The organism is Bradyrhizobium sp. WSM2254 (genome assembly GCF_000472645.1).
GTDB lineage: Bacteria > Pseudomonadota > Alphaproteobacteria > Rhizobiales > Xanthobacteraceae > Bradyrhizobium > Bradyrhizobium niftali.
The window spans coordinates 408,623-432,171 of the sequence record NZ_AXAB01000001.1; the positions used below are offsets into that span (position 1 = coordinate 408,623).

General features: G+C 65.6%; 22 protein-coding genes. 12 read left to right on the forward strand and 10 right to left on the reverse strand.

Annotation, left to right across the window (positions count from 1 at the left end; translation table 11 throughout):
* Positions 1 to 186: 186 nt before the first annotated feature.
* The 4 genes from thrC (at position 187) to A3M7_RS0101895 (ending at position 4,325) form a co-directional block, all read left to right on the forward strand.
* Positions 187 to 1,605, forward strand: coding sequence for a threonine synthase (gene thrC / locus A3M7_RS0101880; RefSeq protein WP_027542397.1), 1,419 nt, complete (start codon positions 187 to 189; stop codon positions 1,603 to 1,605).
* Entirely contained in the window at positions 1,602 to 2,891 is a 1,290-nt protein-coding gene (locus A3M7_RS0101885; RefSeq protein WP_027542398.1) for a pitrilysin family protein, read from the forward strand. Before thrC ends, A3M7_RS0101885 begins: the two co-directional genes overlap by 4 nt.
* A 39-nt stretch (positions 2,892 to 2,930) precedes the next feature.
* Positions 2,931 to 3,518: a GNAT family N-acetyltransferase gene (locus A3M7_RS0101890; protein WP_011084002.1), complete on the forward strand. Its 588-nt coding sequence runs from the start codon at positions 2,931 to 2,933 to the stop codon at positions 3,516 to 3,518.
* A gap of 147 nt (positions 3,519 to 3,665) precedes the next feature.
* Positions 3,666 to 4,325, forward strand: a complete 660-nt coding sequence (locus A3M7_RS0101895) for a hypothetical protein (RefSeq protein WP_027542399.1) — start codon at positions 3,666 to 3,668, stop codon at positions 4,323 to 4,325.
* Positions 4,326 to 4,558: 233 nt separating this feature from the next.
* Here the strand turns inward: A3M7_RS0101895 and A3M7_RS0101900 are convergent, their stop codons facing one another.
* The 5 genes from A3M7_RS0101900 to A3M7_RS48205 all read right to left on the reverse strand — a co-directional run bounded on the left by A3M7_RS0101900 (position 4,559) and on the right by A3M7_RS48205 (position 7,196).
* The gene (locus A3M7_RS0101900) at positions 4,559 to 5,044 is read right to left on the reverse strand and encodes an ATP synthase subunit b 1 (protein ID WP_027542400.1); all 486 of its coding nucleotides are present in this window, start codon (positions 5,042 to 5,044) and stop codon (positions 4,559 to 4,561) included.
* Between the two features lie 5 nt (positions 5,045 to 5,049).
* Positions 5,050 to 5,613 (reverse strand): ATP synthase subunit B, encoded by a 564-nt coding sequence (locus A3M7_RS0101905; protein ID WP_027542401.1) that lies wholly within the window; start codon positions 5,611 to 5,613, stop codon positions 5,050 to 5,052.
* A 62-nt stretch (positions 5,614 to 5,675) separates the two neighbouring features.
* Positions 5,676 to 5,906: a F0F1 ATP synthase subunit C gene (locus tag A3M7_RS0101910; RefSeq protein WP_007599451.1), complete on the reverse strand. Its 231-nt coding sequence runs from the start codon at positions 5,904 to 5,906 to the stop codon at positions 5,676 to 5,678.
* 53 nt (positions 5,907 to 5,959) lie between these two features.
* Positions 5,960 to 6,709, reverse strand: coding sequence for a F0F1 ATP synthase subunit A (locus tag A3M7_RS0101915; RefSeq protein WP_011084006.1), 750 nt, complete (start codon positions 6,707 to 6,709; stop codon positions 5,960 to 5,962).
* A 112-nt stretch (positions 6,710 to 6,821) separates the two neighbouring features.
* Positions 6,822 to 7,196, reverse strand: coding sequence for an AtpZ/AtpI family protein (locus A3M7_RS48205; RefSeq protein WP_027542402.1), 375 nt, complete (start codon positions 7,194 to 7,196; stop codon positions 6,822 to 6,824).
* A 75-nt stretch (positions 7,197 to 7,271) separates the two neighbouring features.
* On the opposite strand from A3M7_RS48205, the gene A3M7_RS49420 reads away from it, so the two are divergent.
* The 3 genes from A3M7_RS49420 (at position 7,272) to A3M7_RS0101935 (ending at position 8,695) form a co-directional block, all read left to right on the forward strand.
* Positions 7,272 to 7,514 (forward strand): hypothetical protein, encoded by a 243-nt coding sequence (locus A3M7_RS49420; protein WP_198033680.1) that lies wholly within the window; start codon positions 7,272 to 7,274, stop codon positions 7,512 to 7,514.
* Positions 7,515 to 7,555: 41 nt separating this feature from the next.
* The gene (locus tag A3M7_RS0101930) at positions 7,556 to 8,077 is read left to right on the forward strand and encodes a hypothetical protein (protein WP_027542403.1); all 522 of its coding nucleotides are present in this window, start codon (positions 7,556 to 7,558) and stop codon (positions 8,075 to 8,077) included.
* A gap of 144 nt (positions 8,078 to 8,221) precedes the next feature.
* Positions 8,222 to 8,695: a secondary thiamine-phosphate synthase enzyme YjbQ gene (locus A3M7_RS0101935; RefSeq protein ID WP_027542404.1), complete on the forward strand. Its 474-nt coding sequence runs from the start codon at positions 8,222 to 8,224 to the stop codon at positions 8,693 to 8,695.
* Between the two features lie 65 nt (positions 8,696 to 8,760).
* On the opposite strand, the gene A3M7_RS0101940 is transcribed toward A3M7_RS0101935, so the two are convergent.
* The gene (locus A3M7_RS0101940; RefSeq protein WP_198033681.1) at positions 8,761 to 10,386 is read right to left on the reverse strand and encodes an MFS transporter; all 1,626 of its coding nucleotides are present in this window, start codon (positions 10,384 to 10,386) and stop codon (positions 8,761 to 8,763) included.
* A gap of 345 nt (positions 10,387 to 10,731) precedes the next feature.
* Between A3M7_RS0101940 and A3M7_RS0101945 the strand changes: the two genes are divergently transcribed.
* A complete protein-coding gene (locus A3M7_RS0101945) occupies positions 10,732 to 11,403 on the forward strand; it encodes a response regulator transcription factor (RefSeq protein WP_025575190.1) in 672 nt (223 codons plus the stop codon).
* Positions 11,404 to 11,409: 6 nt separating this feature from the next.
* Here A3M7_RS0101945 and A3M7_RS0101950 read toward each other — a convergent pair whose 3' ends face one another.
* On the reverse strand, positions 11,410 to 14,250 hold the full coding sequence (locus tag A3M7_RS0101950; RefSeq protein ID WP_027542406.1) for a winged helix-turn-helix domain-containing protein: 2,841 nt from the start codon (positions 14,248 to 14,250) through the stop codon (positions 11,410 to 11,412).
* A gap of 198 nt (positions 14,251 to 14,448) precedes the next feature.
* Between A3M7_RS0101950 and A3M7_RS0101955 the strand changes: the two genes are divergently transcribed.
* From A3M7_RS0101955 to A3M7_RS0101965, 3 genes are all read left to right on the forward strand, one after another.
* The gene (locus A3M7_RS0101955; protein WP_027542407.1) at positions 14,449 to 14,868 is read left to right on the forward strand and encodes an organic hydroperoxide resistance protein; all 420 of its coding nucleotides are present in this window, start codon (positions 14,449 to 14,451) and stop codon (positions 14,866 to 14,868) included.
* 35 nt (positions 14,869 to 14,903) lie between these two features.
* Positions 14,904 to 15,926 (forward strand): alpha/beta fold hydrolase, encoded by a 1,023-nt coding sequence (locus tag A3M7_RS0101960; RefSeq protein WP_027542408.1) that lies wholly within the window; start codon positions 14,904 to 14,906, stop codon positions 15,924 to 15,926.
* A 72-nt stretch (positions 15,927 to 15,998) separates the two neighbouring features.
* Positions 15,999 to 16,553 carry a cytochrome P460 family protein gene (locus A3M7_RS0101965; protein ID WP_027542409.1) on the forward strand — a complete coding sequence of 185 codons (555 nt, stop codon included), beginning with the start codon at positions 15,999 to 16,001 and terminating at the stop codon, positions 16,551 to 16,553.
* A 39-nt stretch (positions 16,554 to 16,592) separates the two neighbouring features.
* Here A3M7_RS0101965 and A3M7_RS0101970 read toward each other — a convergent pair whose 3' ends face one another.
* Together A3M7_RS0101970 and hemA are read right to left on the reverse strand one after the other, a co-directional pair.
* Positions 16,593 to 20,102, reverse strand: coding sequence for a hybrid sensor histidine kinase/response regulator (locus A3M7_RS0101970; RefSeq protein ID WP_027542410.1), 3,510 nt, complete (start codon positions 20,100 to 20,102; stop codon positions 16,593 to 16,595).
* 377 nt (positions 20,103 to 20,479) lie between these two features.
* The gene (hemA, locus tag A3M7_RS0101975) at positions 20,480 to 21,709 is read right to left on the reverse strand and encodes a 5-aminolevulinate synthase (RefSeq protein WP_027542411.1); all 1,230 of its coding nucleotides are present in this window, start codon (positions 21,707 to 21,709) and stop codon (positions 20,480 to 20,482) included.
* 273 nt (positions 21,710 to 21,982) lie between these two features.
* Between hemA and aroQ the strand changes: the two genes are divergently transcribed.
* Positions 21,983 to 22,414, forward strand: a complete 432-nt coding sequence (aroQ, locus tag A3M7_RS0101980) for a type II 3-dehydroquinate dehydratase (protein WP_025575201.1) — start codon at positions 21,983 to 21,985, stop codon at positions 22,412 to 22,414.
* A 60-nt stretch (positions 22,415 to 22,474) separates the two neighbouring features.
* On the opposite strand, the gene A3M7_RS0101985 is transcribed toward aroQ, so the two are convergent.
* Positions 22,475 to 23,536: an MBL fold metallo-hydrolase gene (locus A3M7_RS0101985; protein ID WP_027542412.1), complete on the reverse strand. Its 1,062-nt coding sequence runs from the start codon at positions 23,534 to 23,536 to the stop codon at positions 22,475 to 22,477.
* Positions 23,537 to 23,549: the final 13 nt, after the last annotated feature.

The window sequence follows — 23,549 nt, forward strand, 5'->3', positions numbered from 1 at the left end:
CCTTCCAAGAGAGGGCTGCGGCATCGCCGCAGCCCTTTTCGTTGGAAAGGGTGCGGGCGGGAAGCGGTTTCCCGATGCCGCAAAACACTTTATGGTGGCCCAAAGCCTCTGGCTGTTAACCAGGAACATCGTGAAATCAAAGGCTTACGGATCGAGCCCAAGCTCGACCGGCCTTTGGAGGGCAGTTTGACTCGTTATATCTCGACCCGGGGCGAGGCCCCCGAACTCGGCTTCTGCGACGTGATGCTGACCGGGCTTGCCCGCGACGGCGGCCTGTATGTGCCGGCCATCTGGCCGCAGCTCTCGGCTGACACGATCGCCGGCTTCTTCGGCCGTCCCTATTGGGAGGTCGCGGTCGACGTGATCCGTCCCTTCGCCGGCGGCGAGATCACGGACGCCGAGCTCGGTCGCATGGCCAACGAGGCCTACGCCACCTTCCGCCATCCGGCGGTGGTGCCGCTGCGCCAGATGTCGCCGCACCAGTTCGTGCTGGAGCTGTTTCACGGTCCGACGCTCGCCTTCAAGGACGTGGCGATGCAGCTGATCTCGCGGCTGATGGACCATGTGCTCGCCAAGCGCGGCCAGCGCACCACCATCGTGGTCGCGACCTCCGGCGACACCGGCGGCGCTGCGGTCGAAGCCTTCGCGGGGCTCGAGAACGTCGACCTCATCGTGCTGTTCCCGCACGGCCGCATCTCCGAGGTGCAGCGGCGGATGATGACGACGACGGGCGCGGCCAACGTGCATGCGCTCGCCATCGAAGGCACGTTCGACGACTGTCAGGCCCTCGTGAAGGGAATGTTCAACAACCATCGCTTCCGCGATGCGACCTCGCTGTCCGGCGTCAATTCCATCAACTGGGCGCGCATCGTCGCGCAGGTGGTCTATTACTTCACCTCCGCCGTCGCCGCCGGCGCGCCGGCGCGCGCGGTGGACTTCGTCGTGCCGACCGGCAATTTCGGCGACATCTTTGCCGGCTACGTCGCCAAGCGCATGGGCCTGCCGGTGCGCACCCTGCGCATCGCCGCCAACGTCAACGACATCCTCGCCCGCACGCTGAAGACCGGCATCTACGAGGTGCGCGAGGTGCACGCCACGGCGTCGCCGTCGATGGACATCCAGATCTCCTCGAACTTCGAGCGGCTGCTGTTCGAAGCCGGCCGGCGCGATGCGGCCGGTGTGCGCCGTCTCATGGAGTCGCTGAAGCAGTCCGGGCGCTTCGTGCTGCCCGACGCGACGCTTGCGTCGATCCGCGAGGAGTTCGACGCAGGGCGCGCCGACGAGACCGAAACCGCGGCCGCGATCCGCGCCGCCTGGCGCGAGGCGGGCGAGCTGGTCGATCCCCATACTGCGGTCGCGCTCGCGGTCGCCGACCGCGATACCACCGACACCACGGTGCCCAGCATCGTGCTCTCCACCGCGCATCCGGCCAAATTCCCCGACGCGGTCGAGGCGGCCTGCGGCCAGCGGCCGCAATTGCCGGCCTGGCTCGACGGCCTCATGACCAAATCCGAACACATGAAGGTGATGAAGAACGATCAGGGCGAGGTCGAGCGGTTCGTGCTGTCGGTCAGCCGCGCCGCAAAACAGGGAGTTGCCGGATGAGCGTCGAGATTTCCAAGCTTGCGTCCGGCCTTACCGTCGTCACCGACAAGATGCCCCATCTCGAGACTGCGGCGCTCGGGGTCTGGGCCGGCGTCGGTGGACGCGACGAGAAGCCCAACGAGCACGGCATCTCGCATCTGCTGGAGCATATGGCGTTCAAGGGCACGACGAAGCGCTCCTCGCGCGAGATCGTCGAGGAGATCGAGGCGGTCGGCGGCGACCTCAATGCCGGCACCTCGACCGAGACCACGTCCTATTATGCGCGGGTGCTGAAGGCCGACGTGCCGCTGGCGCTCGACGTGCTCGCCGACATCCTGGCCAATCCCGCCTTCGAGCCCGACGAGCTGGAGCGCGAGAAGAACGTCATCGTGCAGGAGATCGGTGCCGCGCAGGACACGCCCGACGACGTCGTGTTCGAGCATCTCAACGAGCTCTGCTATCCCGACCAGCCGATGGGCCGCTCGCTGCTCGGCACCGCCAAGACGCTGCGCGCCTTCAACCGCGACATGCTGCGCGGCTATCTGTCGACCCATTATCGCGGGCCCGACATGGTGGTGGCCGCCGCCGGCGCGGTCGATCACAGCCAAGTGGTCGCCGAGGCCGAGAAGCGCTTTGCGAGCTTTGAGGGCACGCCGGGTCCGAAGCCGCAGGCCGCCCAGTTCGGCAAGGGCGGCGCCAAGGTCGTGCATCGCGAGCTCGAGCAGGCGCATCTGACGCTGGCGCTGGAAGGCGTGCCGCAGAACGACCTGTCGCTGTTCTCGCTCCAGGTCTTCACCAACATCCTCGGCGGCGGAATGTCGTCGCGGCTGTTCCAGGAGGTGCGCGAGAAGCGTGGCCTCTGCTACTCGATCTACAGTTTCCACGCACCCTATACCGATACCGGCTTCTTCGGCCTCTACACCGGCACCGATCCGGCCGACGCGCCGGAGATGATGGAGGTCGTGGTCGACATCATGAATGATTCGGTGGAGACCCTGACCGAGGCCGAGATTGCGCGGGCCAAGGCGCAGATGAAGGCGGGGCTCCTGATGGCGCTGGAGAGCTGCTCGTCCCGTGCCGAGCAGCTCGCCCGCCACGTGCTGGCCTATGGCCGGCCGCAGACGGTGCAGGAGCTGGTGGCCCGGATCGACGCCGTCAGCGTCGAATCGACCCGCGATGCGGCGCGTGCACTGCTTTCGCGCAGCCGCCCTGCGGTTGTCGCATTAGGCAGTGGCAGGGGTCTGGACACGGCGGTGTCTTTTGCGGAAGGATTGACCCGGGCACGCGCCAAGGCGCGGCTGCATTAGGAGCCGCGCACGGGCTGACCCGCCCCGGGAAGCATCACCATGGCCCTCTTTCGCCTGCCATCCAGTGGACCTGCCGCCCTCGCGCCGCGCGGCAACGGGCTTTTGCTGCGCGCACCGCAGATGTCGGACTTCCTGCAGTGGGCTCACTTGCGCGAGTCCAGCCGCGACTACCTCACGCCCTGGGAGCCGATCTGGCCGTCGGACGACCTGACGCGCTCCGGCTTTCGCCGCCGCCTGCGTCGCTATTCCGAGGATATCGCCGCGGACCGCTCCTACCCCTTTCTGATCTTCCGGGAGCTCGACGGTGCCATGGTCGGCGGCATCACGCTCGCCAATGTCCGGCGCGGCATCGTCCAGGCCGGCACCATCGGCTATTGGGTCGGCCAGCCCCATGCCCATCGCGGCTACATGACGGCTGCGCTGCGGGTGCTGCTGCCGACGCTGTTCGGCGAGCTCAACCTGCACCGGGTCGAGGCCGCCTGCATTCCCACCAATGCACCCTCGATCCGGGTGCTGGAGAAGTGCGGCTTCTCCCGGGAGGGGTTGGCGCGCCGCTATCTCTGCATCAACGGGGTCTGGCAGGACCATTTGCTGTTCGGCCTGCTGCACGAGGATTTCCGCGGCTGAGCCAGTCGGTTCGTGCGGCCAAAGTCTCTGGCGTCCCGCCTTTTTTGCTGCCTTATTTGCTTGCCTTGGGTTCGCCGATTTTGGCGATATAAGGCGGCGCGGACGGCTGGCGATCGGCCGGGTTGTTGTCATGGAGTATGGGCGTTGATGGTGCACGAGCTTCGGTCATCGCGGAATGCGTTGCGGCGGGGGACAGCGGTCGCGCTGGCGTTGTCAGTTGCGTTCGCGTCCGTCTCGCCGGTGGGGGCCCAGTCGTTCAGCGACCGCTTCAAGAGCCTGTTCGGCGGGAAGTCCGAAGAGGATCCGGCCCAGCCCAAGCCGGCGCCTGCGCCGGGCCAGCCTGCGGCCGACGACGATATCGATTGCCCGCAGGTCACGGTGCGCGCCGGAGCCTCCACCTATGCGGTCGGTGCGACCGGCAAGCCGGCCGTCGGCAATGAGGTCCGCTTCCAGGCCACCATCACCAAGATGGCGCGTGAATGCGTCCGCAACGGCGGCGACATCACGGCCCGGATCGGCATTCAGGGCCGCGTCATCGCCGGTCCCGCCGGTGCGCCTGCCTCGGTCGATGTGCCCTTGCGCTTCGCCGTGGTGCAGGGCGGCGTCGGCGAGAAGGTGATCGCCTCGAAGGCCTACCGGACCACGGTCGGGATGTCGGAAGGCGGCAGCGTGCCCTTCACCTTCGTCGCCGAGGATCTGTCCTATCCGGTGCCGTCGGCGGCGGCCGCCGATTCCTACATCTTCTATGTCGGCTTCGACCCGCAGGCGCTCTCGCCCGAGCCGAAGGCAAGGCTGAAGAAGAAGTAGGTGGCCGCCAACTCAGCTGTCATGCCCCGCCAACGGGTCTCGCCTTCGGCGAGCCCGATGACAGGCTCCGGCGGGGCATCCAGTACGCCGCTGCTTCTCCGTACCTCATTGCTGTCTCTGGAATACTGGATCACCCGCCTTCGCGGGTGATGACATCCAATTTGCGGCCACAGCGCCAAACAAAAAAGCCGGCGCTCATCGCGCCGGCTTTTTGATTGATGAGAGCAAATCCCTCAGTTCAGCTTCTGCCGAACCTCGCTGATGCTCTTGGCGAGCAGGTCGTCGGCGACCTGGCCCTTGACCGACTGCGACAGGATCGTGGAGGCGGCCTGGACGGCGGCTTCCGCGGCTGCGGCGCGGACATCGGCCAGCGCCTGGGCCTCGGCGAGCGCGATCTTGCTCTCCGCGGTCTTGGTTCTGCGGGCGACGAAGTCTTCCATCTTCGCCTTGGCCTCGGTCGCGATGCGCTCGGCTTCGACCTTGGCGTTGGCGATGATGTCGGCAGCCTCGCGCTCGGCGGTGGCACTGCGCGCCTTGTAGTCGGCGAGCACCTTGGCCGCCTCCTGCTTGAGGCGCGTCGCGTCGTCGAGCTCGGCCTTGATACGCGCGGCGCGATGGTCGAGCGCGGTCATCGCCGACTTGAAGACCCCGAGATAGCCGAACACGACCATCAGGATCACGAAGGCGATGGCGACCCAGGTTTCAGGATCGAAGAACATCTCGACTAACCTTTCAGGGACGCATCGACCGCGGCATTCACTGACGCGGCATCGGGAACGACGCCGGTGAGCTGCTGCACGATCTGGCCTGCCGCATCGGCCGCGATGCCGCGGACATTGCTCATGGCCGCCGTGCGGGTCGCGGCGATGGTCTTCTCCGCCCCGGCAAGCTTGGCCGCCAACTGCTCTTCCAGGGCCTTGCGCTCGACGTCCGCCTGCGCATTCGCCTTCTCGCGGGATTCGTTGCCGATCGCCTGCGCCCGCGTGCGCGCCGCAGCGAGCTCGCTTTCATAGGCCTTCAGCGCCGCGTCGGACTGGTCCCTCAGCTTCTGCGCCTCGGCGAGGTCACCCTCGATCTTGTTCTGACGCGCTTCGATCGCCCCGCCGACCTTCGGCAGAGCGAGCTTGGACACGATCACGTAAAGCACGACGAAGAAGATCGCGAGCGACACCAGCTGCGAAGCATAAGTGCTGCTCTCGAACGGCGGAAAGCCACCACCGTGACCGCCTTCGGCCCCGGTGTGGGCGCCCGCCGCTGGACCCTTCGCCCCGCCATGACTCTCAGCCATGGAGTTCTCCTGTTGCTGTCATGCGCGCCGCTTCGGTCGAAGCGGCGCGAAGAACGTCGTCCTCAGAGCGGAACGAACAGCAGCAGCAGCGCGATCAGCAGCGAGAAAATGCCGAGCGCTTCGGTCACGGCAAAGCCGAAGATCAGGTTGCCGAACTGGCCCTGAGCGGCCGACGGATTGCGAACGGCCGCGGCGAGGTAGTTGCCGAAGATCACGCCGACGCCGACGCCCGCGCCGCCCATGCCGATGCATGCGATGCCCGCGCCGATAAGTTTTGCTGCTGCCGGATCCATTTTAGACTCCTTGGAAGAAAGATTGGGTTGTGGGTGGAAATTCCCCGGACCGCTCAGTGTCCCGGATGAATGGCGTCGTTGAGGTAGATGCAGGTCAGGATCGCAAACACATAGGCTTGCAGGAACGCGACCAGAATCTCGAGGGCGTACAGCGCGACCGTGAGCGCCAGCGGCAGCACGCCGCCGACCCAGCCCAGGGCGCCGAGCGAGAAGCCGAGCATGGCGACGAAGCCCGCGAACACCTTCAGCGCGATGTGGCCGGCCAGCATGTTGGCGAACAGACGGACGCTGTGGGAGACCGGCCGCAGGAAGAACGACAGGATCTCGATGAACATCACCAGCGGCAGGATGTAACCGGGGACGCCGTGGGGCACGAAGATCGAGAAGAATTTCAGGCCGTTCTTGGCAACGCCGTAGATCAGGACCGTGAAGAAGACCAGCAGCGCCAGGGCTGCCGTCACGATCAGATGGCTCGAGATCGTGAAGGTATAGGGAATGATGCCGATCAGGTTCGAGACGCAGATGAACATGAACAGCGAGAAGATCAGCGGGAAGAACTTCATGCCTTCCGAGCCGGCGGTCGAGCGGATGGTCGAGGCGACAAACTCGTAGGAGATCTCGGCGACCGACTGAAGGCGCCCGGGAACCAGCTGCGCGCCACTGGCAAGCATCAGCAGCGAGATGATCGCCACGGCGATCAGCATGTAGAGCGATGAATTGGTGAAGGCGATCGTCTGATGGCCGATATGGCCGATCGTGAAGAGAGGCTCGATGTTGAACTGGTGGATCGGGTCGATTTTCATCAGCGCGGCATCTCTTGGTCTGCCGGGCAATGCCGGCGGGTCTCGGTCTGCCGGCCGGGCCGGCCCGTACCGGCGAAGCCGGCACGATCATTCCTCTCCTGGTGCGGATCGCTTAAGAACCACCGCGCCTGTTTTGCCCCGCGCCCGCCGTTCTCACCACATTCACCACGCCGGCGACGAAGCCCAGCAGCAGGAACACGATAAATCCGAAAGGCGACGTCGACAGCAAGCGGTCGAACCCCCAGCCAATCCCCGCCCCGACAACGACGCCGGCGACCAACTCCGAAGATAACCGAAAACCAAGCGCCATAGCCGAGGCTCTGGCCGCTCTGTCTCCATCGTCACCTGCGGGTTGCTCGGTCTTGACGTGGCGGTCGCGAAACTCGGACAACCGCTGATCAAGATTTCCGAGCCGTTCGGAAAGCGCAGCTTCCTCGGACGATTTATCGCGATCCCCATTCTCGCCGTGCCCCGTGCCCTGTGTCATGCAACGAAGACCCGAAACGCCGCGGCTGAATGGAAATTACGCCCGCCACCCTCAAAAGCCGCGCGGACCATACTGATGGCCCATAATCAAGTCAAGCCAAGTCACGATTGCGTCGCTTTCCGTTATGTGTCTGATTTATTTGATGATATCGGCCTGTTCGGCAGCGCTGCACACAGCGTGACGCCGCACCGCAGCAGCTCTCCTCATGATCGGTGGATGCGGCCGCCATTTCGCCGAGCTGCCGGGATCAAACGGGCCGCCGGGATCGTTGATTTAGGGGGAGTGTTTTTGGCGGCGGATGGCCTCGCCGGGGTGTAGAATTGGAGATGTGCCACCTGCGCGTCGTGGCGGAGAGTGCGATGAGACCAGCGACGTCCTCCACAACATCATGGTTTGCGGCAGCGGCGCTTGCCGCGGTGATGGCAACCAGCGGCGGTCTCGTTGTCGCCCAATCTGCCCCCGACAGCGAAAACGGCCGCTACAGCATGACACCGATCCCCGAGGGCGTGCTGCGGCTCGACACCCGCACCGGTACGGTGTCGACCTGCAGCAAGAACGGCGCCGGCTGGGCCTGCTACGCGGTGCCCGACGAACGGATCGCGCTCGACGCCGAGATCGGCAGGCTCCAGGCCGAAGTCGAGAAGCTGAAGGGACAGATTGCGGCGGGACCGACCGTGTCGGGCAAGATCGACGAGGCGCTGCCGAAATCCGACCCGCTCAAGAAAGCGGATCCGAAGGTCGCCGAGGGCGACCGCAAGATCGAGATCCCGTTGCCGAGCGACCAGGACCTGGATCGTGTGATGTCGTTCCTGGAAAAGGCCTGGCGTCGGCTGATCGACATGGCCAACCGCGTGCAAAAGGACGTGTCAGGGAAGATTTGACGGATGTCGTCCTGGCGAAAGCCAGGACCCATACGCCGTGGCTTCTCTGTTTTTGGCGGTGCACGTTGCCACTCTTTTCGCACTCGCAAGCATTTGGGGTAATGGGTCCTGGCCTTCGCCAGGACGACTTCAAGAGAAGCTCTGATGACATCAGCCAAATCCATCACGCGCTCGGCGCCATCCTCGGTGCAGGCCACCAGCATCGCATCGTCGCTGCTCACCGTGCAGACGCCGGGTCGCGGCTTCACCGATCTCACCAGCGAAGCTGCGAAATTCATCAATGAGGCCCGCGCGCGCGATGGCGCGCTGACGCTGTTCATCCGTCACACGTCGGCGTCGCTGACGATCCAGGAGAACGCCGATCCCTCCGTGCTGGTTGATCTCACCACCGCGCTATCCAGGCTCGCGCCGGAGAATGCCGGGTGGACCCACGACACCGAGGGGCCCGACGACATGCCCGGACATATCAAGACGATGCTGACGCAGACCTCGCTTCAGGTCCCGGTCCTGAACGGCAGGCTCGCGCTCGGCACCTGGCAGGCGATCTACCTGATCGAGCATCGCGCCCGCCCGCACCGGCGCGAGGTGGTGCTGCAATTCATCGGCAGCAATCAGTAAGGGCTGAAAACAAAACCGGCCGCGGAGACCGCGGCCGGTTGGTGTTGGTTGATCGTTGCTTGCGATCAGTTCGACTTGATGTCGACGTCCTTGGTCTCGGGCAGGAACAGGAAACCGACCACGGCGGTGATCACCGCGAACCCGATCGGATACCAGAGACCCGCATAGATATCGCCCGTCGAGGCCACGATCGCGAATGCGGTCGCGGGCAACAGTCCGCCGAACCAGCCGTTGCCGATGTGGTAGGGCAGCGACATCGAGGTGTAGCGGATCTTGGTCGGGAACAGTTCGACCAGCATCGCCGCGATCGGCCCGTAGACCATGGTGACGAAGATCACCAGGATGAACAGGAGGCCAATGATTGCCGCGACCTGCGGGCGGAAGATGTCGAACGGATTCGACATCTTCACGATGCCGGCGTCACCCGCCTTCGGATAGCCGGCCGCCTGCACCGCAGCGAGCACCGCCGCGTTGCTGTCCTTGGCGTTGGCGTAGGCTACGTCCTTGCCGTTGACGACGACCTTGACGCCGGAACCGGCTGCGCCATAGGTCGTCGAATACTTCACAGACGATTTGGCGAGGAAGTCGCGCGCGGTGTCGCAAGGCGTGGTGAACACGCGGGTGCCGACCGGGTTGAACAGATTGCCGCAGCCTTCGGCATCGGCCACCACCTCGACCTTGGCCTGCTCGATGGCCTTTTCCAGCGCCGGGTTGGCGTTGGAGGTGATCATCTTGAAGATCGGGAAGAAGGTCAGTGCCGCGATCAGGCAGCCGCCGAGGATGATCGGCTTGCGGCCGATCTTGTCGGAGAGCACGCCGAACACGATGAAGAAGCCGGTGCCGAGCAGCAGCGACCAGGCGATCAGCAGGTTGGCGGTATAGCCGTCGACCTTGAGGATCGATTGCAGGAAGAACAGCGCGTAGAACTGGCCGGTGTACCAGACTACGCCCTGGCCCATCGTGCCGCCGAGCAGCGCGAGCAGCACGAGCTTGCCGTTCTGCCAGTTGGCGAAGGCCTCCGTCAGCGGCGCCTTCGAGCTCTTGCCCTCGTCCTTCATCTTCTGGAAGATCGGCGATTCGTTGAGGCGGAGCCGGATCCAGACCGAGACGCCGAGCAGCAGCACCGACACCAGGAACGGGATACGCCAGCCCCAGGCGGCGAAGTCGGCTTCGCCGGTCGCGGTGCGGGTGAACAGGATCACCAGCAGCGACAGGAACAGGCCGAGCGTTGCCGTGGTCTGGATGAAGGAGGTGTAGTAGCCGCGCTTGCCGTTGGGGGCATGCTCCGCGACATAGGTCGCCGCACCGCCATATTCACCGCCGAGCGCGAGGCCCTGGGCGAGGCGCAGCGCGATCAGGATGATCGGGGCCGCGAAGCCGATCGTCGCCGCATTCGGCAGCAGGCCGACGATGAAGGTCGACAGACCCATGATCAGGATGGTGACGAGGAAGGTGTACTTCCGGCCGACGATGTCGCCGATGCGGCCGAACACGATTGCGCCGAACGGGCGCACCAGGAAGCCCGCGGCGAACGCCAGCAGCGCGAAGATATCGCGGGTTGCCGGCGGGTAGGCCGAGAAGAACTGCGCGCCGATGATGCTGGCCAGCGAGCCGTAAAGGTAAAAATCGTACCACTCGAAGACGGTACCCAGCGAGGAGGCGAGAATGACGAACCGTTCGTCCTTCGTCATCCCTCCTGCGCCAGATTGAGACACAGCCATTGTCGACATGTTGAGTCGCTCCCCGAAAAATGCGTTTCCTCGCGCCCCAGACGCCCCGGTCATGCCGGATCAACCCAGGTCTTGGCTCCAAGGTAACATCGGCGTGAAACCCGCCCCAATACGACTTTCGGCCTTGCACACTGACGCGCGCCTGACGGTGCGGCATCGGGCGCCGATGCGCAGCCGCGAAGTTTCCGGATTAACCCCTTTGCAGCAAAGGGATAATGTGCACTTGCATGCCACGGCCGGTCAGGGAAGAATTGACCGGCCGCGGCATCGACTCGCCGGCCCGGCACGAACGACAGCAAGAGAACGATGAACGCTCCCTCGACCCATCTCGTCATTGCCGATGATCATCCCCTGTTCCGCGATGCGCTGCGGCAGGCGGTGGCGAGCGTCCTGACCTCGGCCAGGATCGACGAGGCCGGATCGTTCGAGGATCTGACCAAGCTGCTGGAACAGACCTCCGACGTCGACCTGATCCTGCTCGACCTCTCGATGCCCGGGATCTCGGGCTTTTCCGGCCTGATCTATCTGCGTGCGCAATATCCGGCGATCCCGGTGGTGATCGTCTCGGCCTCCGACGACAGCGCCACGATCCGCCGCTCGCTCGATTTCGGCGCGTCCGGCTTCATCCCGAAGCGTTTCGGCGTCGAGACGCTGCGCGACGCCATCCTCAAGGTGATGGAGGGGGACGTCTGGGTTCCCGCCGACACCGACCTGTCGGCCGCCTCGGACCCCGACATGACGCGCCTGCGCGACCGCCTGGTGACGCTGACGCCGCAGCAGGTCCGGGTCCTGATGATGCTGTCGGAGGGGCTGCTCAACAAGCAGATCGCCTACGAGCTCGGCGTCTCCGAGGCCACCATCAAGGCGCATGTCTCGGCGATTCTGCAAAAGCTCGGCGTCGAGAGCCGGACGCAGGCGGTGATTGCCGCTGCGAAGATCGCCGGTGGCCAGTGGCGGCAGGGCACGCCGACGGGCTGAGAGCCGTTACAGCGTCTTCAGGCGCGCGCTGGCAGCCCTGATATCAGCCGTTTGCGAGCCTTCGGCGAAGCCGTCGAGCGCCGATTCCAGCAACAGCTTTGCTTCCTTGCGGCGGTGCTGGTCGGCAAGAAGCTCCGCGAGATCGATCGCCGCTCGCAACACCCAGGCCTTCGCACCGTTGCGACGGCTCAGCTCCAGCGATCGCATGAGGTGGGTCTCTGCTTCCCCGATCTTCGGCTGCGGGAAGGACAGCAATACCCTTGCCTTCATCCGCAGCAGCTCCGGCATGTAGAGATGATCGCCGCCCTGTTCGACGAGGCGGATCGCCTCGTCGATCAAGTGGGCGCTCTGCTCGACCTGCCCCAGTGCCAACAAGCCTTGCACCAGCGCAATGTTGAACGTCGTGGTGAGAAGCTCATAGCCGGAATCATGGAGCTCGCGCAGGCAGGCCCTTATCGTCTCGACGCCGCCTGCGGCGTCGCCGCGCCGGATGGCCAGCTCGCCTTTGACGCCTCGGCCGACCGAGAGATAAGGGCCCATCGAACGCGAGGTGGCATGCGCGATGAAGTGGTCGATGCTGTCTTCCGCATCGTCGAGCTCTCCGCTCCAGAGATCGATCGAGACCAGCCAAATCAGCGCGATGCAGAGCGTGATCGGATGCTCCATCTGCGCGGCCTCGGTGACGGTCTGTCGCGCCAGCTGCCGCGCATCCAAGGGCCGGCCCTGCAGCCAGATCTCTCGCGCGAGCGAGATGCCGGCCCGGTTGCGGTGATCGAAGCCATGGACCGTGCTGATCCGTTCCGTACCCGGCCCCTGCCAGGCCGCCTCCAGCATGTTCAGCGCGTCGCGATGCTCGCCGGCCAGATGCAGCGAGACACCCAGGAGCGAGTGGGCGAGCCCAATGGACGCGGCATCGCCCAGCGTCTCGGCGACTGCGAGGCTCTGCCGTGCGTAACCAAGCGCGGCATCGAACTGTCCCATCCGCTCGTGAAAGATATGCATGCGGCCGAGCAGCTGAAGCTGGTTCGGCGCGTCGCCGCGCGCTTGCGCGATCGCAAGGCTTCTGCTCAACGCGCCGCGCGCCGCTTCGCTGCCGCCGCGCGTGAACATCAGGGTCAGTCCGAGGGCGGCCTGGATGTGCATCTCCTCGGCGCCGCCGTGCGTGGAAGGATCGATCGCAAGCAGCGCCCGTTCCGACCAGCGCCGGCATTCGATCAGCAATGACATCGCGAGAAAGATGGGAGCTGCCGCGGCGGCGAGCGCAATGCCGATGCCCGCATCGCCGTTCGCGCCAAAGCACCAGTCCAGCGCGGCGCGCACGTTGTGAAGCGCGGAGAAGTGGATCGCGCGTTCGTCGGCGCTCGGCACCGTCGCCCACGTCGTACCGGCCCGTTCCAGCCACCGCCGGTAGTAGGTCGCGTGACGGGCCGCGAGCGCCGCGTCATCAGGCTCGATCTCGAGCAGATAGGCGCGCGTCGTGTCGAGCAGCCGGTAGCGCATCATGGCGCCGATCGGTCGCGGTGCGACCATCGACTTGGCGACGAGGCTGTCGATGGCGTCGAACAGGCGGGCGCGGTCGACACGGTCGTCCGGCACGACCTCGAGCGCGGCGTCGATGGTGAAATGGCCGGCGAAGACCGCGAGCCTGCGCAGCACGAGGCGCTCAATGTCGGACAGGAGCCCGTAGCTCCAGTCCAGCGTCGCCTGCAATGTCTTCTGCCGCGGCGGCGCGGTGCGCTGCCCCTGCCACAGCAGATTGAGGCGTTCGTCGAGCAGGGCCGCTGTCTGCTCCAGGCCGTAGGCTTCGACCCGGCCGGCGGCGAGCTCGATCGCCAGGGCCATGCCGTCGAGCCTGCGGCAGATGCCGGCGACGATCGCAGCATTGCCATCGTCGAGCGCGATCTGCGCGCCGCCGGCGGTCGCCCGTTCGAGGAACAGCTGAAGCGCGGGATAGGTCTGTGCGACGGCCGCCGTCAGTCCGGCACCGTCAGGTGGAACGGCAAGCGGTGCCAATCGATAGACCTGCTCGCCCTCGACGCGCAGGGCTTCGCGGCTCGTGGCCAGGATATGGACATGCGGCGCGGTGTGGAAGATCTCCGCCGCCAGCGGCGCTGCGGCGGCGATGACGTGCTCGCAATTGTCGAGGACGAGCAGCATCCTCTTGTCCCGGAGATGCGTGAGCAGCGCGGGCATCGGGTCGTCAGCCTGGGCTGGCAGACCCAGCATCAGCAGGATCGAGGTGATCACGAGATCGGGATCGCTCAGAGCAGCAAGGTCAACAAAGTGTGCGGCGTCGTCGAAGGTCGCGAGCAGATCGTGAGCGACCGCCACCGCAACGGCGGTCTTGCCGACGCCGCCCGGGCCGACGATCGTGACGAAACGCGAGGTGATGAGCCTGTCCGAGATGGCCGCGACCACTTCGTCGCGTCCGACCATCCGTTGCAGCCGGTTCGGCAGTTTCACGGGCGGCAGTTCCATGCGCGGTGCGGGGCGCCGCTCTGCCGGAATATCCGTTTGCGAGATCGGCGCCACGAAGCAATAGCCGCGGCCGGAGAGCGTGGTGATGTAGCGGGCGCCGTCCTTGCCGTCGCCGAGGACTTTACGCAGCGCTGCGACATGAAAGCGCAGATTGGCCTCCTCGACGGCCATGCCGGGCCACACCAGCGCCATCAGATCCCACTTGCTGACGACCTCGTTCGGCCGCGACATCAGCGCGATCAGCGTGTCGAAGGCCTTCGTGCCGAGCGGCAGCGCGACGCCGTCGCGCGTCACGAGCCTTTCGCGCGGCGTCACGGTGAATGGCCCGAACGACAGGGGTCCTGCCGTAGGCGCAGCCGGCTCAGTCATGGCGAGATCTTGGTCCTTGTGAACGGACCGGATAGCCAGATGATCGCGATCCGGCAAGACCGCTCCTGCATCGGCGTCAGACCGCGCATGCAGGCCTCGTGAGGCGCGCAGGCGGAGATCTCACAATTTCTCACAAGTCCAAACGGGTGCCCCGCGACAGCCGCTGCTAGTCAGTTGCGCGACGGCAAGGAGACCTTCATGACGCAAGCGGCAAAACTGCTCTACACGGCCCGAACCCACACCAGCGGCGGGCGGCAGGACGGCATGTCCCGCAGCTCGGACGGCCGACTCGATGTGCGGCTCACTCCGCCGGGCGCCGCCGGCATCGGCACCAATCCCGAACAGTTGTTCGCGGCCGGCTGGTCGGCCTGCTTCGAAGGCGCCATGGAGATCGCGGCGCGCAAGCGGAAGATCACGCTTCCCAGGAAATGCGCGATCGACGCGGAGATCGACCTCCTTCTCGATGAAGGCGCTTACTCCCTCCGGGCCCGCCTCAACGTCAGCCTGCCGGGCCTCGATCGCGAGGTCGCACGCGACATCGTCGATGAGGCGCACCAGACCTGTCCCTATTCCAAGGCCGTCCGCGGCAACATCGACGTCGCGGTCGCGCTGATCTGACCAGCGTCCCCGACCATCAACAAGGTAGCACCATCATGAAACAGCTCATCGACCAGCATCGCCGCAAGTTTTTTGGCATCGCCGCGGGAACCGTTGCCGTCGGTCTTGGCGTGGTCGCCCGCGCTGAAACGGAAGCGCCGCGATCTTCCGCATCGAATGCGTCCTTCGGCACGATCAAGCAGATCGACGCCGGCGTTCTCAATGTCGGCTATGCCGAGGCAGGTCCCTCGAACGGTCCCGTCGCGATCCTGCTGCACGGCTGGCCCTACGACATTCACGCCTTCGTCGACGTCGCGCCGATCCTGGCAAAGGTCGGCTATCGCGTGATCATTCCTCATCTGCGCGGCTACGGCTCGACGCACTTCCTCTCCAGCGAGACGCCGCGCAATGGCGAGCCCGCCGCAATCGCCGTCGACATCATCGCGCTGATGGACAAGCTCGAGATCAAGAAGGCGGTCGTCGCCGGCTTCGACTGGGGCGCGCGCACCGCCGACATCATCGCCGCGCTGTGGCCGGATCGCTGCCGCGCGCTGGTGTCGGTCAGCGGCTATCTGATCTCCAGCCAGGCCGCCGGCAACGCGCCGCTGCCGCCGTCGGCCGAACTGCAATGGTGGTACCAATTCTATTTCGCGACCGAGCGCGGCCGCGCCGGATACGAGAAATACACGCACGATTTCGCAAAACTGATCTGGAAGCTCGCCTCGCCGCAGTGGAAGTTCGACGACGCCACGTTCGACCGCAGCGCCGCGGCGCTCGACAACAAGGATCACGTCGCGATCACGATCCACAATTACCGTTGGCGGCTTGGGCTCGCCCAGGGCGAGGCGAAATACGAGGAGCTCGAAAAGAAGCTCGCCGCGGCCCCGCTGATCAGCGTGCCGACGATCACGATGGAAGGCGACGCCAACGGTGCGCCGCACCCCGACCCCAGCGTCTATGCCAAGAAATTCTCCGGCCGGTACGACTATCGCCTGATCACCGGCGGCATCGGCCACAATCTGCCGCAGGAGGCACCGCAGGCCTTCGCCAAGGCCGTCATCGACGCCGACGGCGCCTGAGGATCCGCCGGCACCTCGGTCCAGCCGACCTGGACCGGGGTCCATCCTTTGATCCCAGCTTGATGAAACCTCATGACGCCAACTGAACCTGCCAAGAAAAGATTCTCCTTCACCACGGTGATGGTGCTCGCCGCGCTTCTTCTGGTCGTTCTCCTGACCTGCGTGCCGTACCTCGTCTCGATCGCGCTGGCGGAAGGCCCCGCGACAGCCGATGCCTCGCCGATCTTCGGCGTCACGATTCCCGCGGGCTACAAGCAGTGGGAGCTGATCGCGCCGGCCGAAGAGGCCGCGCCGCTCGACGAGCTTCGCGCGGTCGTCGGCAACCAGGTGGCAATCGACGCCTATCAGGCCGGAAAGCTTCCGTTCCCGGACGGCACCATTCTGGTCAAGCGCGCCTGGAAGCGGAAACAGTCACCGGAATTCGCGTCGGCAACGATTCCCGGCGCGGCCACCACGGTCCAGGTGATGGTCAAGGATTCCAGGAAATATGCCTCCACCGGCGGCTGGGGTTTTGGCCGCTTCGTCAACGGCAAGCCGGTCGACGAAGCGCAGCACCGCACCTGCTTCGCCTGTCACGACGCTCGCGCGAAGGGCCGCGATTACGTCTTCACCCGCCTCGCGCCCTGAGTTGCGAAAGCGGGGCCGGGCGCTCGCCAACAGGCCGTCTTACTCCGCCGCCACCATCTGCTGCGTGCGCCACTGCCCGAGCAGGGCGCGCAGCGAGGCCGGCTTCACCGGCTTGTTGAGCACGGCGATCTTCTCCTCGCGCGCGGCCAGCTGCACGGCGGGGCTGCGGTCGGCGGTGATCAGGATCGCAGGAATGGCGTCGCCGAAGCGGCGGCGGACGTCGCGGATCGCAGCGATACCGTTGCCGCGGTCGAGGTGGTAGTCGACCAGCAGTCCGGTGACGCGCTTGCCCGCAGCTTCGATCGCGGCGATCGCGCCTTCGGGATCGGCGACCGCGATCACCTCGGCGTCCCAGGCTTTCAACAGCGTCCGCATGCCGTCGAGGATCGCCGCATCGTTCTCGATGCAGACGATCAGCGCGCCCGCGATCGGCGTGCGCGCCAGCGGCGTCGCGCTGGTCACGGCGGCGGTGAGGGTGATCGCCTTCGCCGTCGGCACCGTTACCGAGAAGACCGAGCCGCCGCCCACATTGGAGTCGATGGCGATGCCGTGGTTGAGCACGCGCGCCAGCCGTTCGACGATCGAGAGGCCAAGGCCGAGCCCGCGCGCGATCCGCGCGCCCTGCTCGAGGCGGTGGAACTCCTTGAAGATCTCGCCGCGCTTGACCGTGGGGATGCCGACGCCGGTGTCGTAGACGCAGATCTTGAGCGAGGCGCCGCGGCGGCGGCAGCCGACCAGCACGCGGCCGCGCGGGGTGTATTTGATCGCGTTGGAGATCAGGTTCTGGAGCAGGCGCCGCAGCAGGAGACGGTCCGACTCCACCGGCAGCGAGCAGGGCACGAAGGTGAGATCGAGGCCCTTGGCGCGCGCGATCGGCGCGAACTCGATCTCCAGCGAGCGCATCAGATCGGCCATCTTGAAGCTCGAGATCGAGGTCGCCATCGCGCCGGCGTCCAGCCTGGAGATGTCGAGCAGCGCGCCGAGGATTTCCTCGATGGCCTGGAGCGATTCGTCGATGTTCTCGACCAGCCGCGTCTCCTCGCCGCTGTGCTGGCGTTCGACCAGGCTGGTGACATAGAGCCGCGCCGCGTTCAGCGGCTGGAGAATGTCGTGACTGGCGGCGGCGAGGAACCGCGTCTTGGAGATGCTGGCGTCTTCCGCCGTGCTCTTGGCCAGCGCCAGCTCGGAGTTCAGCCGGGTCAGCTCTTCGGTGCGGTCGCGCACGCGCTTTTCCAGCGTCGCGTTGGCGCGCTCCAGCGCTTCCGCCGCCTCGAAGGTGGGCGTGACGTCGGTGAAGGTGATGACGAAGCCGCTGCCGGGCATGCGGTTGGTGAGCACCTCGATCACCATATGGCGGTCCGGCAGACGCTCGAGATAGGGCTCGCTGTCGATGGTATACGCGGCAAGCCGCCGCTCCAGCATGGCCTCGCGCTCGATCGGATCGGCCGGATTGCTCACGTCCATGAATTCCAGGATTTCGCGAAGCGGCGTGCCGAACTGGATGAAATGCGGGGGCACGTTGAGGAGATCGCCGAATTGCCGGTTGGAGCAGATCAGCTGCAGGTCGTCGTCGAACACCGCGATGCCCTGGCGCACATGGTTGAGCGCGGTCTGGAGGATCTCGCGGTTGAAATGTAGCGCCGCATGGGAATCGTCGAGCAGTTTCAGCGCGGCTTTGGCGGAGACCGTCCGCTTGCGCAGCAGCAGCGACATCACGAGGCGCGAGGACGCAGCTCCAATCGAGGAGGCGATCAGGTGCTCGGCGTGCTGCAGCAGCTCGAAATCGGCGGGCGCCGCCGGCTCGAGCCGCATATTGCGCCGCGCCGAGAAGGCCTCGAACGAATGCCGGGCACGGTCCGGGCCGAGATATTGCGCCACCGTGGTCTGGATGTCCTGCACGGTGACGGTGGTGCGCCAGCGGCGGAAATTCGGGGAGATCGGCGCGAGCGTGTTTGGCACGAACAGATCGGCCTGCACCAGCTCGATGGACGAAGGCCGCCGTGCCAGCGACAGCAGCACATAGGTGAGGATGTTGAGCGACAGCGACCAGATGACGCCGTGCATCAGCGGCGGCAGGTCGGCGCCGAACAGCGCCTGCGGCCGCAGCGCCTCGATCCCGAACGGGCCGTGCTGGAGCAGCAGGATGCCCGCGGTCGAGGAATCCATGAAGCTCGGAATGAACAGCGTGTAGAGCCACACCACGAAGCCGACCAGCATGCCGCCGATCGCGCCGCGCGCGGTCGCCCGCCGCCACAATAGCCCGCCGAAGAAGCTCGGCGCGAGCTGGGCGATGGCGGCAAAGGACAAGAGGCCGATCGCGACAAGCTGGGTGTTGCCGAGCGCGCGGTAGTAGAAATAGGCCATCACCATGATGGCGAAGATCGCGAGCCGGCGCGAGCGCAGCAGGAAGTCGCTGAAATCGGCGCCGCCGGTGCGTCCCTCCGGCCGCCGTTGCAGCACCAGGGGCACCACGAGGTCGTTCGAGACCATGATGGAGAGCGCGACGCATTCGACGATCACCATCGCGGTTGCCGCCGACAGGCCGCCGACGAAGATGGCGACGCTGAGCAGATCCGCGCCGCCCTCTATCGGCAGCGCCAGCACGTACATGTCGGGGTCGGCTGTGCCGAAGGGAAAGCTGACGAGGCCGGCGATCGCGATCGGGATCACGAACAGGTTGATGGCGACGAGATAGAGCGGAAACAGCCAGCGCGCGCGGCCGACCTCGGCATCCGAGGAATTCTCCACCACGCTGACATGGAACTGGCGCGGCAGCAGCATGACCGCGCACAGCGACAGCAGCGTCATGGTCAGGAAGTTGCCGATCGACGGCGAGTAGTTGATGGCACGCACCGCCTCCGGCGTCTTCATCGCGCGCTCGATCAGTTCATGCGGCGAGAACATCCAGAATGTGACGAAGATGCCGGCGGCGAGGAAGGCGACCAGCTTAACGATAGATTCGGTCGCGACCGCCAGCATAAGGCCGTGCTGATGCTCGGTGGCGTCGGTCTGCCGCGTGCCGAACAGCACGGCGAAGGCCGCCATCGCCAGCGTCACCATCAGCGCCATGTCGCCGAGGATCGGGATGTGGGAGAAGGCCTGATCCTCGCTCAGGATCGTCTCCAGCGAGGAGGCGACCGCCTTGAGCTGGAGCGCGATGTAGGGCACCGAGCCGATGATCGCGATCAGCGCCACGGTCGCCGCCACCGCCTGGCTCTTGCCGTAGCGGGCGCCGATGAAGTCGGCGATCGAGGTGATGTTGTGGGCCTTGGCGAGCTGGATCACGCGGCGCAGTACGCCGGCGCCGAGCCCGATCATCAGGATCGGGCCTACATAGATGGCGAGGAAGTCGGTGGACGTGCGGGTGGCAAAACCGACCGAGCCGAAGAAGGTCCAGGAGGTGCAGTAGATCGCCAGCGACAGCGGATAGATCAGCCCGGAGGCACGTCGGGGCCCGGCCTGCGAGCGGCGGTCGCCATGGCTCGCCACCAGGAACAGGAAGCCGATATAGCCAAAGGCGGCGGCAATCACGCCCCAGTCGTGCAGCATGGCGAGCGTGCTTCTCCCTGGGCGCGACGGCGCCCGATCTCATTTTCCCTGCAAATCTAGCGCGTTGGGTGGGCGCAAGCGACAGCGAAATGTCGTGCCCAGGGCGGGAACTGGGGATGTCGTTAAGTTGGTCGCTTGAGGCTCACCGAGAGAGTCCCCGTGTGGCACCCCCCTCCCTGACCCTCCCCCGCAAGGGGGGAGGGAATGGAGAGAACGTCGCTTGTTGCGACAAAGGCGACACCAACACGGCGTCGAGCAGTTGCGCTTAATCGATGTGAGGCAGCCACAACCGTCTCGCTCCCTCCCCCCTTGCGGGGGAGGGTTGGGGAGGGGGGTGCCCCGGGGACGGTGTGTGTTGGATGGAGAGGCGAAGAGGCCTACTCCGCGGCCAGCGACTTTTCGCGCAGCGGCAGGCCGAGACGGTCCCATACTTGCAGCAGCGCGTCGGCGAGCTGATCGATCAGGCCGTCGTCGTGATAGGGCGAGGGCGTGATGCGCAGGCGCTCGGTGCCCTTGGCGACGGTCGGATAGTTGATCGGCTGGATGTAGATGCCGTGCTCTTCCAGCAGGAGGTCGGAGGCCTGCTTGCACTTCTCGGCATCGCCGATGAACAGCGGCACGATGTGGGTGTCGCTCGACATCACCGGGAGGCCGGCGGCGTTGAGGATCGCCTTGACGCGGGCGGCGCGGTCCTGGTGGCGCTCGCGCTCCCAGCTCGAGCTCTTCAGATGCTTGATCGCGGCGGTCGCGGCCGAGCAGATCGCCGGCGGCAGCGCGGTGGTGAAGATGAAGCCCGGCGCGTAGGAGCGCACGGCATCGATGATCTGGCCGTTGGCGGCGATGTAGCCGCCGAGGCAGCCGAACGCTTTCGCGAGCGTGCCTTCCAGAATGTCGATGCGGTGCATGACGCCGTCACGCTCGGCGATGCCGCCGCCGCGCGGGCCGTACATGCCGACCGCGTGGACCTCGTCGACATAGGTCATCGCATTGTATTTCTCGGCGAGATCGCAGATCTTGGCGAGCGGGGCGACGTCGCCGTCCATGGAATAGAGGCTCTCGCAGGCGATCAGCTTCGGCCGGTTCGGACCCGCCGCCTTCAACAGCGCTTCGAGATCGGCGAGGTCGTTGTGGCGGAACACGACGCGCTCGCAGCCGGACTGGCGGATGCCCTCGATCATCGAATTGTGGTTGAGCTCGTCCGACAGGATCAGGCAGTTCGGAATGAGCTTTGCGATCGTCGCGATACCGGTCTGGTTCGAGACGTAGCCCGAGGTGAACAGCAGCGCCGCTTCCTTGCCGTGGAGGTCGGCAAGCTCGGCCTCGAGCTGCACCAGCGGATGATGCGTGCCGGCGATGTTGCGGGTGCCGCCTGCGCCGGTGCCGACGCGCGTCGCGGTCTCGACCATGGCGCCGACCACCTTCGGGTGCTGGCCCATGCCGAGATAGTCGTTGGAGCACCAGATCACGACGTCGCGCTTTCCCTTGGGCGAGTGCCAGATCGCGTGCGGGAACCGGCCCGCCATCCGCTCCAGATCGGCGAACACGCGGTAGCGCCGTTCGGTGTGGAGACGCTCGAGGGCGGAATCGAAGAACTGGCTGTAATCCATCGGCAAAACCTGCAACGGAACCTGATCAAGGGGCCGCATCTTCTTAGAGCTTTTCCAGCTCCAATGTCTATGCGCTATCCCACATTTGGCCCTGGAGGGCATTTGGGCAAAATGCCCTATCGTGCGATTTGAAACTTGATCCCGATCAAAGAACTCACGGGCTTGTGTAATGCTGCTTTGCGGTAGGCGTCCCGAGGGGCCGACACGGCAGCCTCGGCCTGCCTTGGGCTCGGCAAGACAATTCAGCAGATTTCCATTCGAAAGGACGCTCCCATGAAGCGCGTGATGATCCTCAACGGTCCCAACCTCAACATGCTCGGCATCCGCGAGCCGCACATCTACGGCACCACGACGCTCGCAGAGGTCAACGCGAGCTGCGAGGAAGCCGCCGCGAAGCTCGGGCTCAAGCTCGCTTTCCACCAGTCCAACCATGAGGGCGTACTGGTCGATCTGATCCAGTCGGCGCGGCAGGACGCCGATGCCATCGTCATCAACCCGGCTGGCCTCTCCTTCACCTCGGTCTCGATCATGGACGCGATCAAGACGTTCGAAGGCCCGGTGTTGGAAGTCCACATCTCCAACATCCACGCCCGCGACGAATATCACCGGCACTCCAAGATATCGTTCGTGGCGTCAGGCGTGATCTGCGGGCTGGGCCCGTTCGGCTACATCGCGGCCCTGCACGCGATCGCGAATATGAAGTGAGCTGTTGCCGCAGCGACGGTCTGCCCCTCTCCCCGCAAGCGGGGAGAGGCTAAGAAACAATCACGTCGTCCTGAACTGGAGCACGCCGTCCCTGGTCTCCGCCGTCAGCCGGCCCTCGACGATCATGTAGTTGACGTGGGCGACGAGCTCGCCGGCGGCGAAGCCCATCTGGTGTTCGTCCAGCACGTGCTTGTTGAACACCACGGGCACCAGGGCGCGCGAGGTCTGCGGCACCTCGCGGCAGGCTTCCGCGATCAGGCGGCAGCGCTCCTCGTGGTGGTCGGCGAGCTGCTTGATGCGGGTCTTGAGCCCGTAGAACGGCACGCCGTGGCCGGGCAGCACCAGCAGGTCGTAGGGCAGGGTGGTGGTGAGGCTTGCGAGCGAAGCCAGATATTCGCCGAGCGAGTTCTGGTCGGGCTCGACCGCCCACACGCTGACATTGGGCGAGATCTTGCTCAGCACCTGGTCGGCGGAAAGGAACAGCTTGTCGTCGGCGCAATACAGCATCACCTGGTCGAGCGCGTGGCCGCCGCCGGTGATCACCTTGAAGCGGCGCGTGCCGATCACGACCTCGTCGCCATGCGAGATGCGGCGGTAGGACGGCGGCAGCACCGAGACGCGCTTGAGATAATCCTGGCCGCGGCCGAGCAGCTTTTCGGTGAGCGACTCGTCCATGCCGTGGCGACGGAAGAACAGCCGCTGCGCCTCGCGCCGTTCCTCGGTGCCGCGGTTCTGGTGATAGACCGATTGCAGATATTCGACCTGCGACATCACCAGCGGACAGTTGAATCGTTCGACGATCCACCCGGCGAGACCGACATGATCGGGGTGCGAATGGGTGACGATCAGGCGCGTGATGTTGACGCCCTTGAGCGGGCCGTCGAACAGTTTCGTCCAGGCCTCGATCGTCTCTTCGTTGCCGAAGCCGGCATCCACCATGGCGTAGCCGTCGCCGTCGGCGAGCAGATAGATGTTCACATGGTTGAGGCGGAACGGCAGCTTCAGCCGCGCCCACAACACGCCGGGCTTCACCTCCACGACCTCGTCGGGGCCGGGATGCTGGTCCCAGGGGTAGCGCAGGGCCTCGCCGGAGGACTGCACGGTGTCGGGTTTTGCGTTCATGCTACCGACTTAA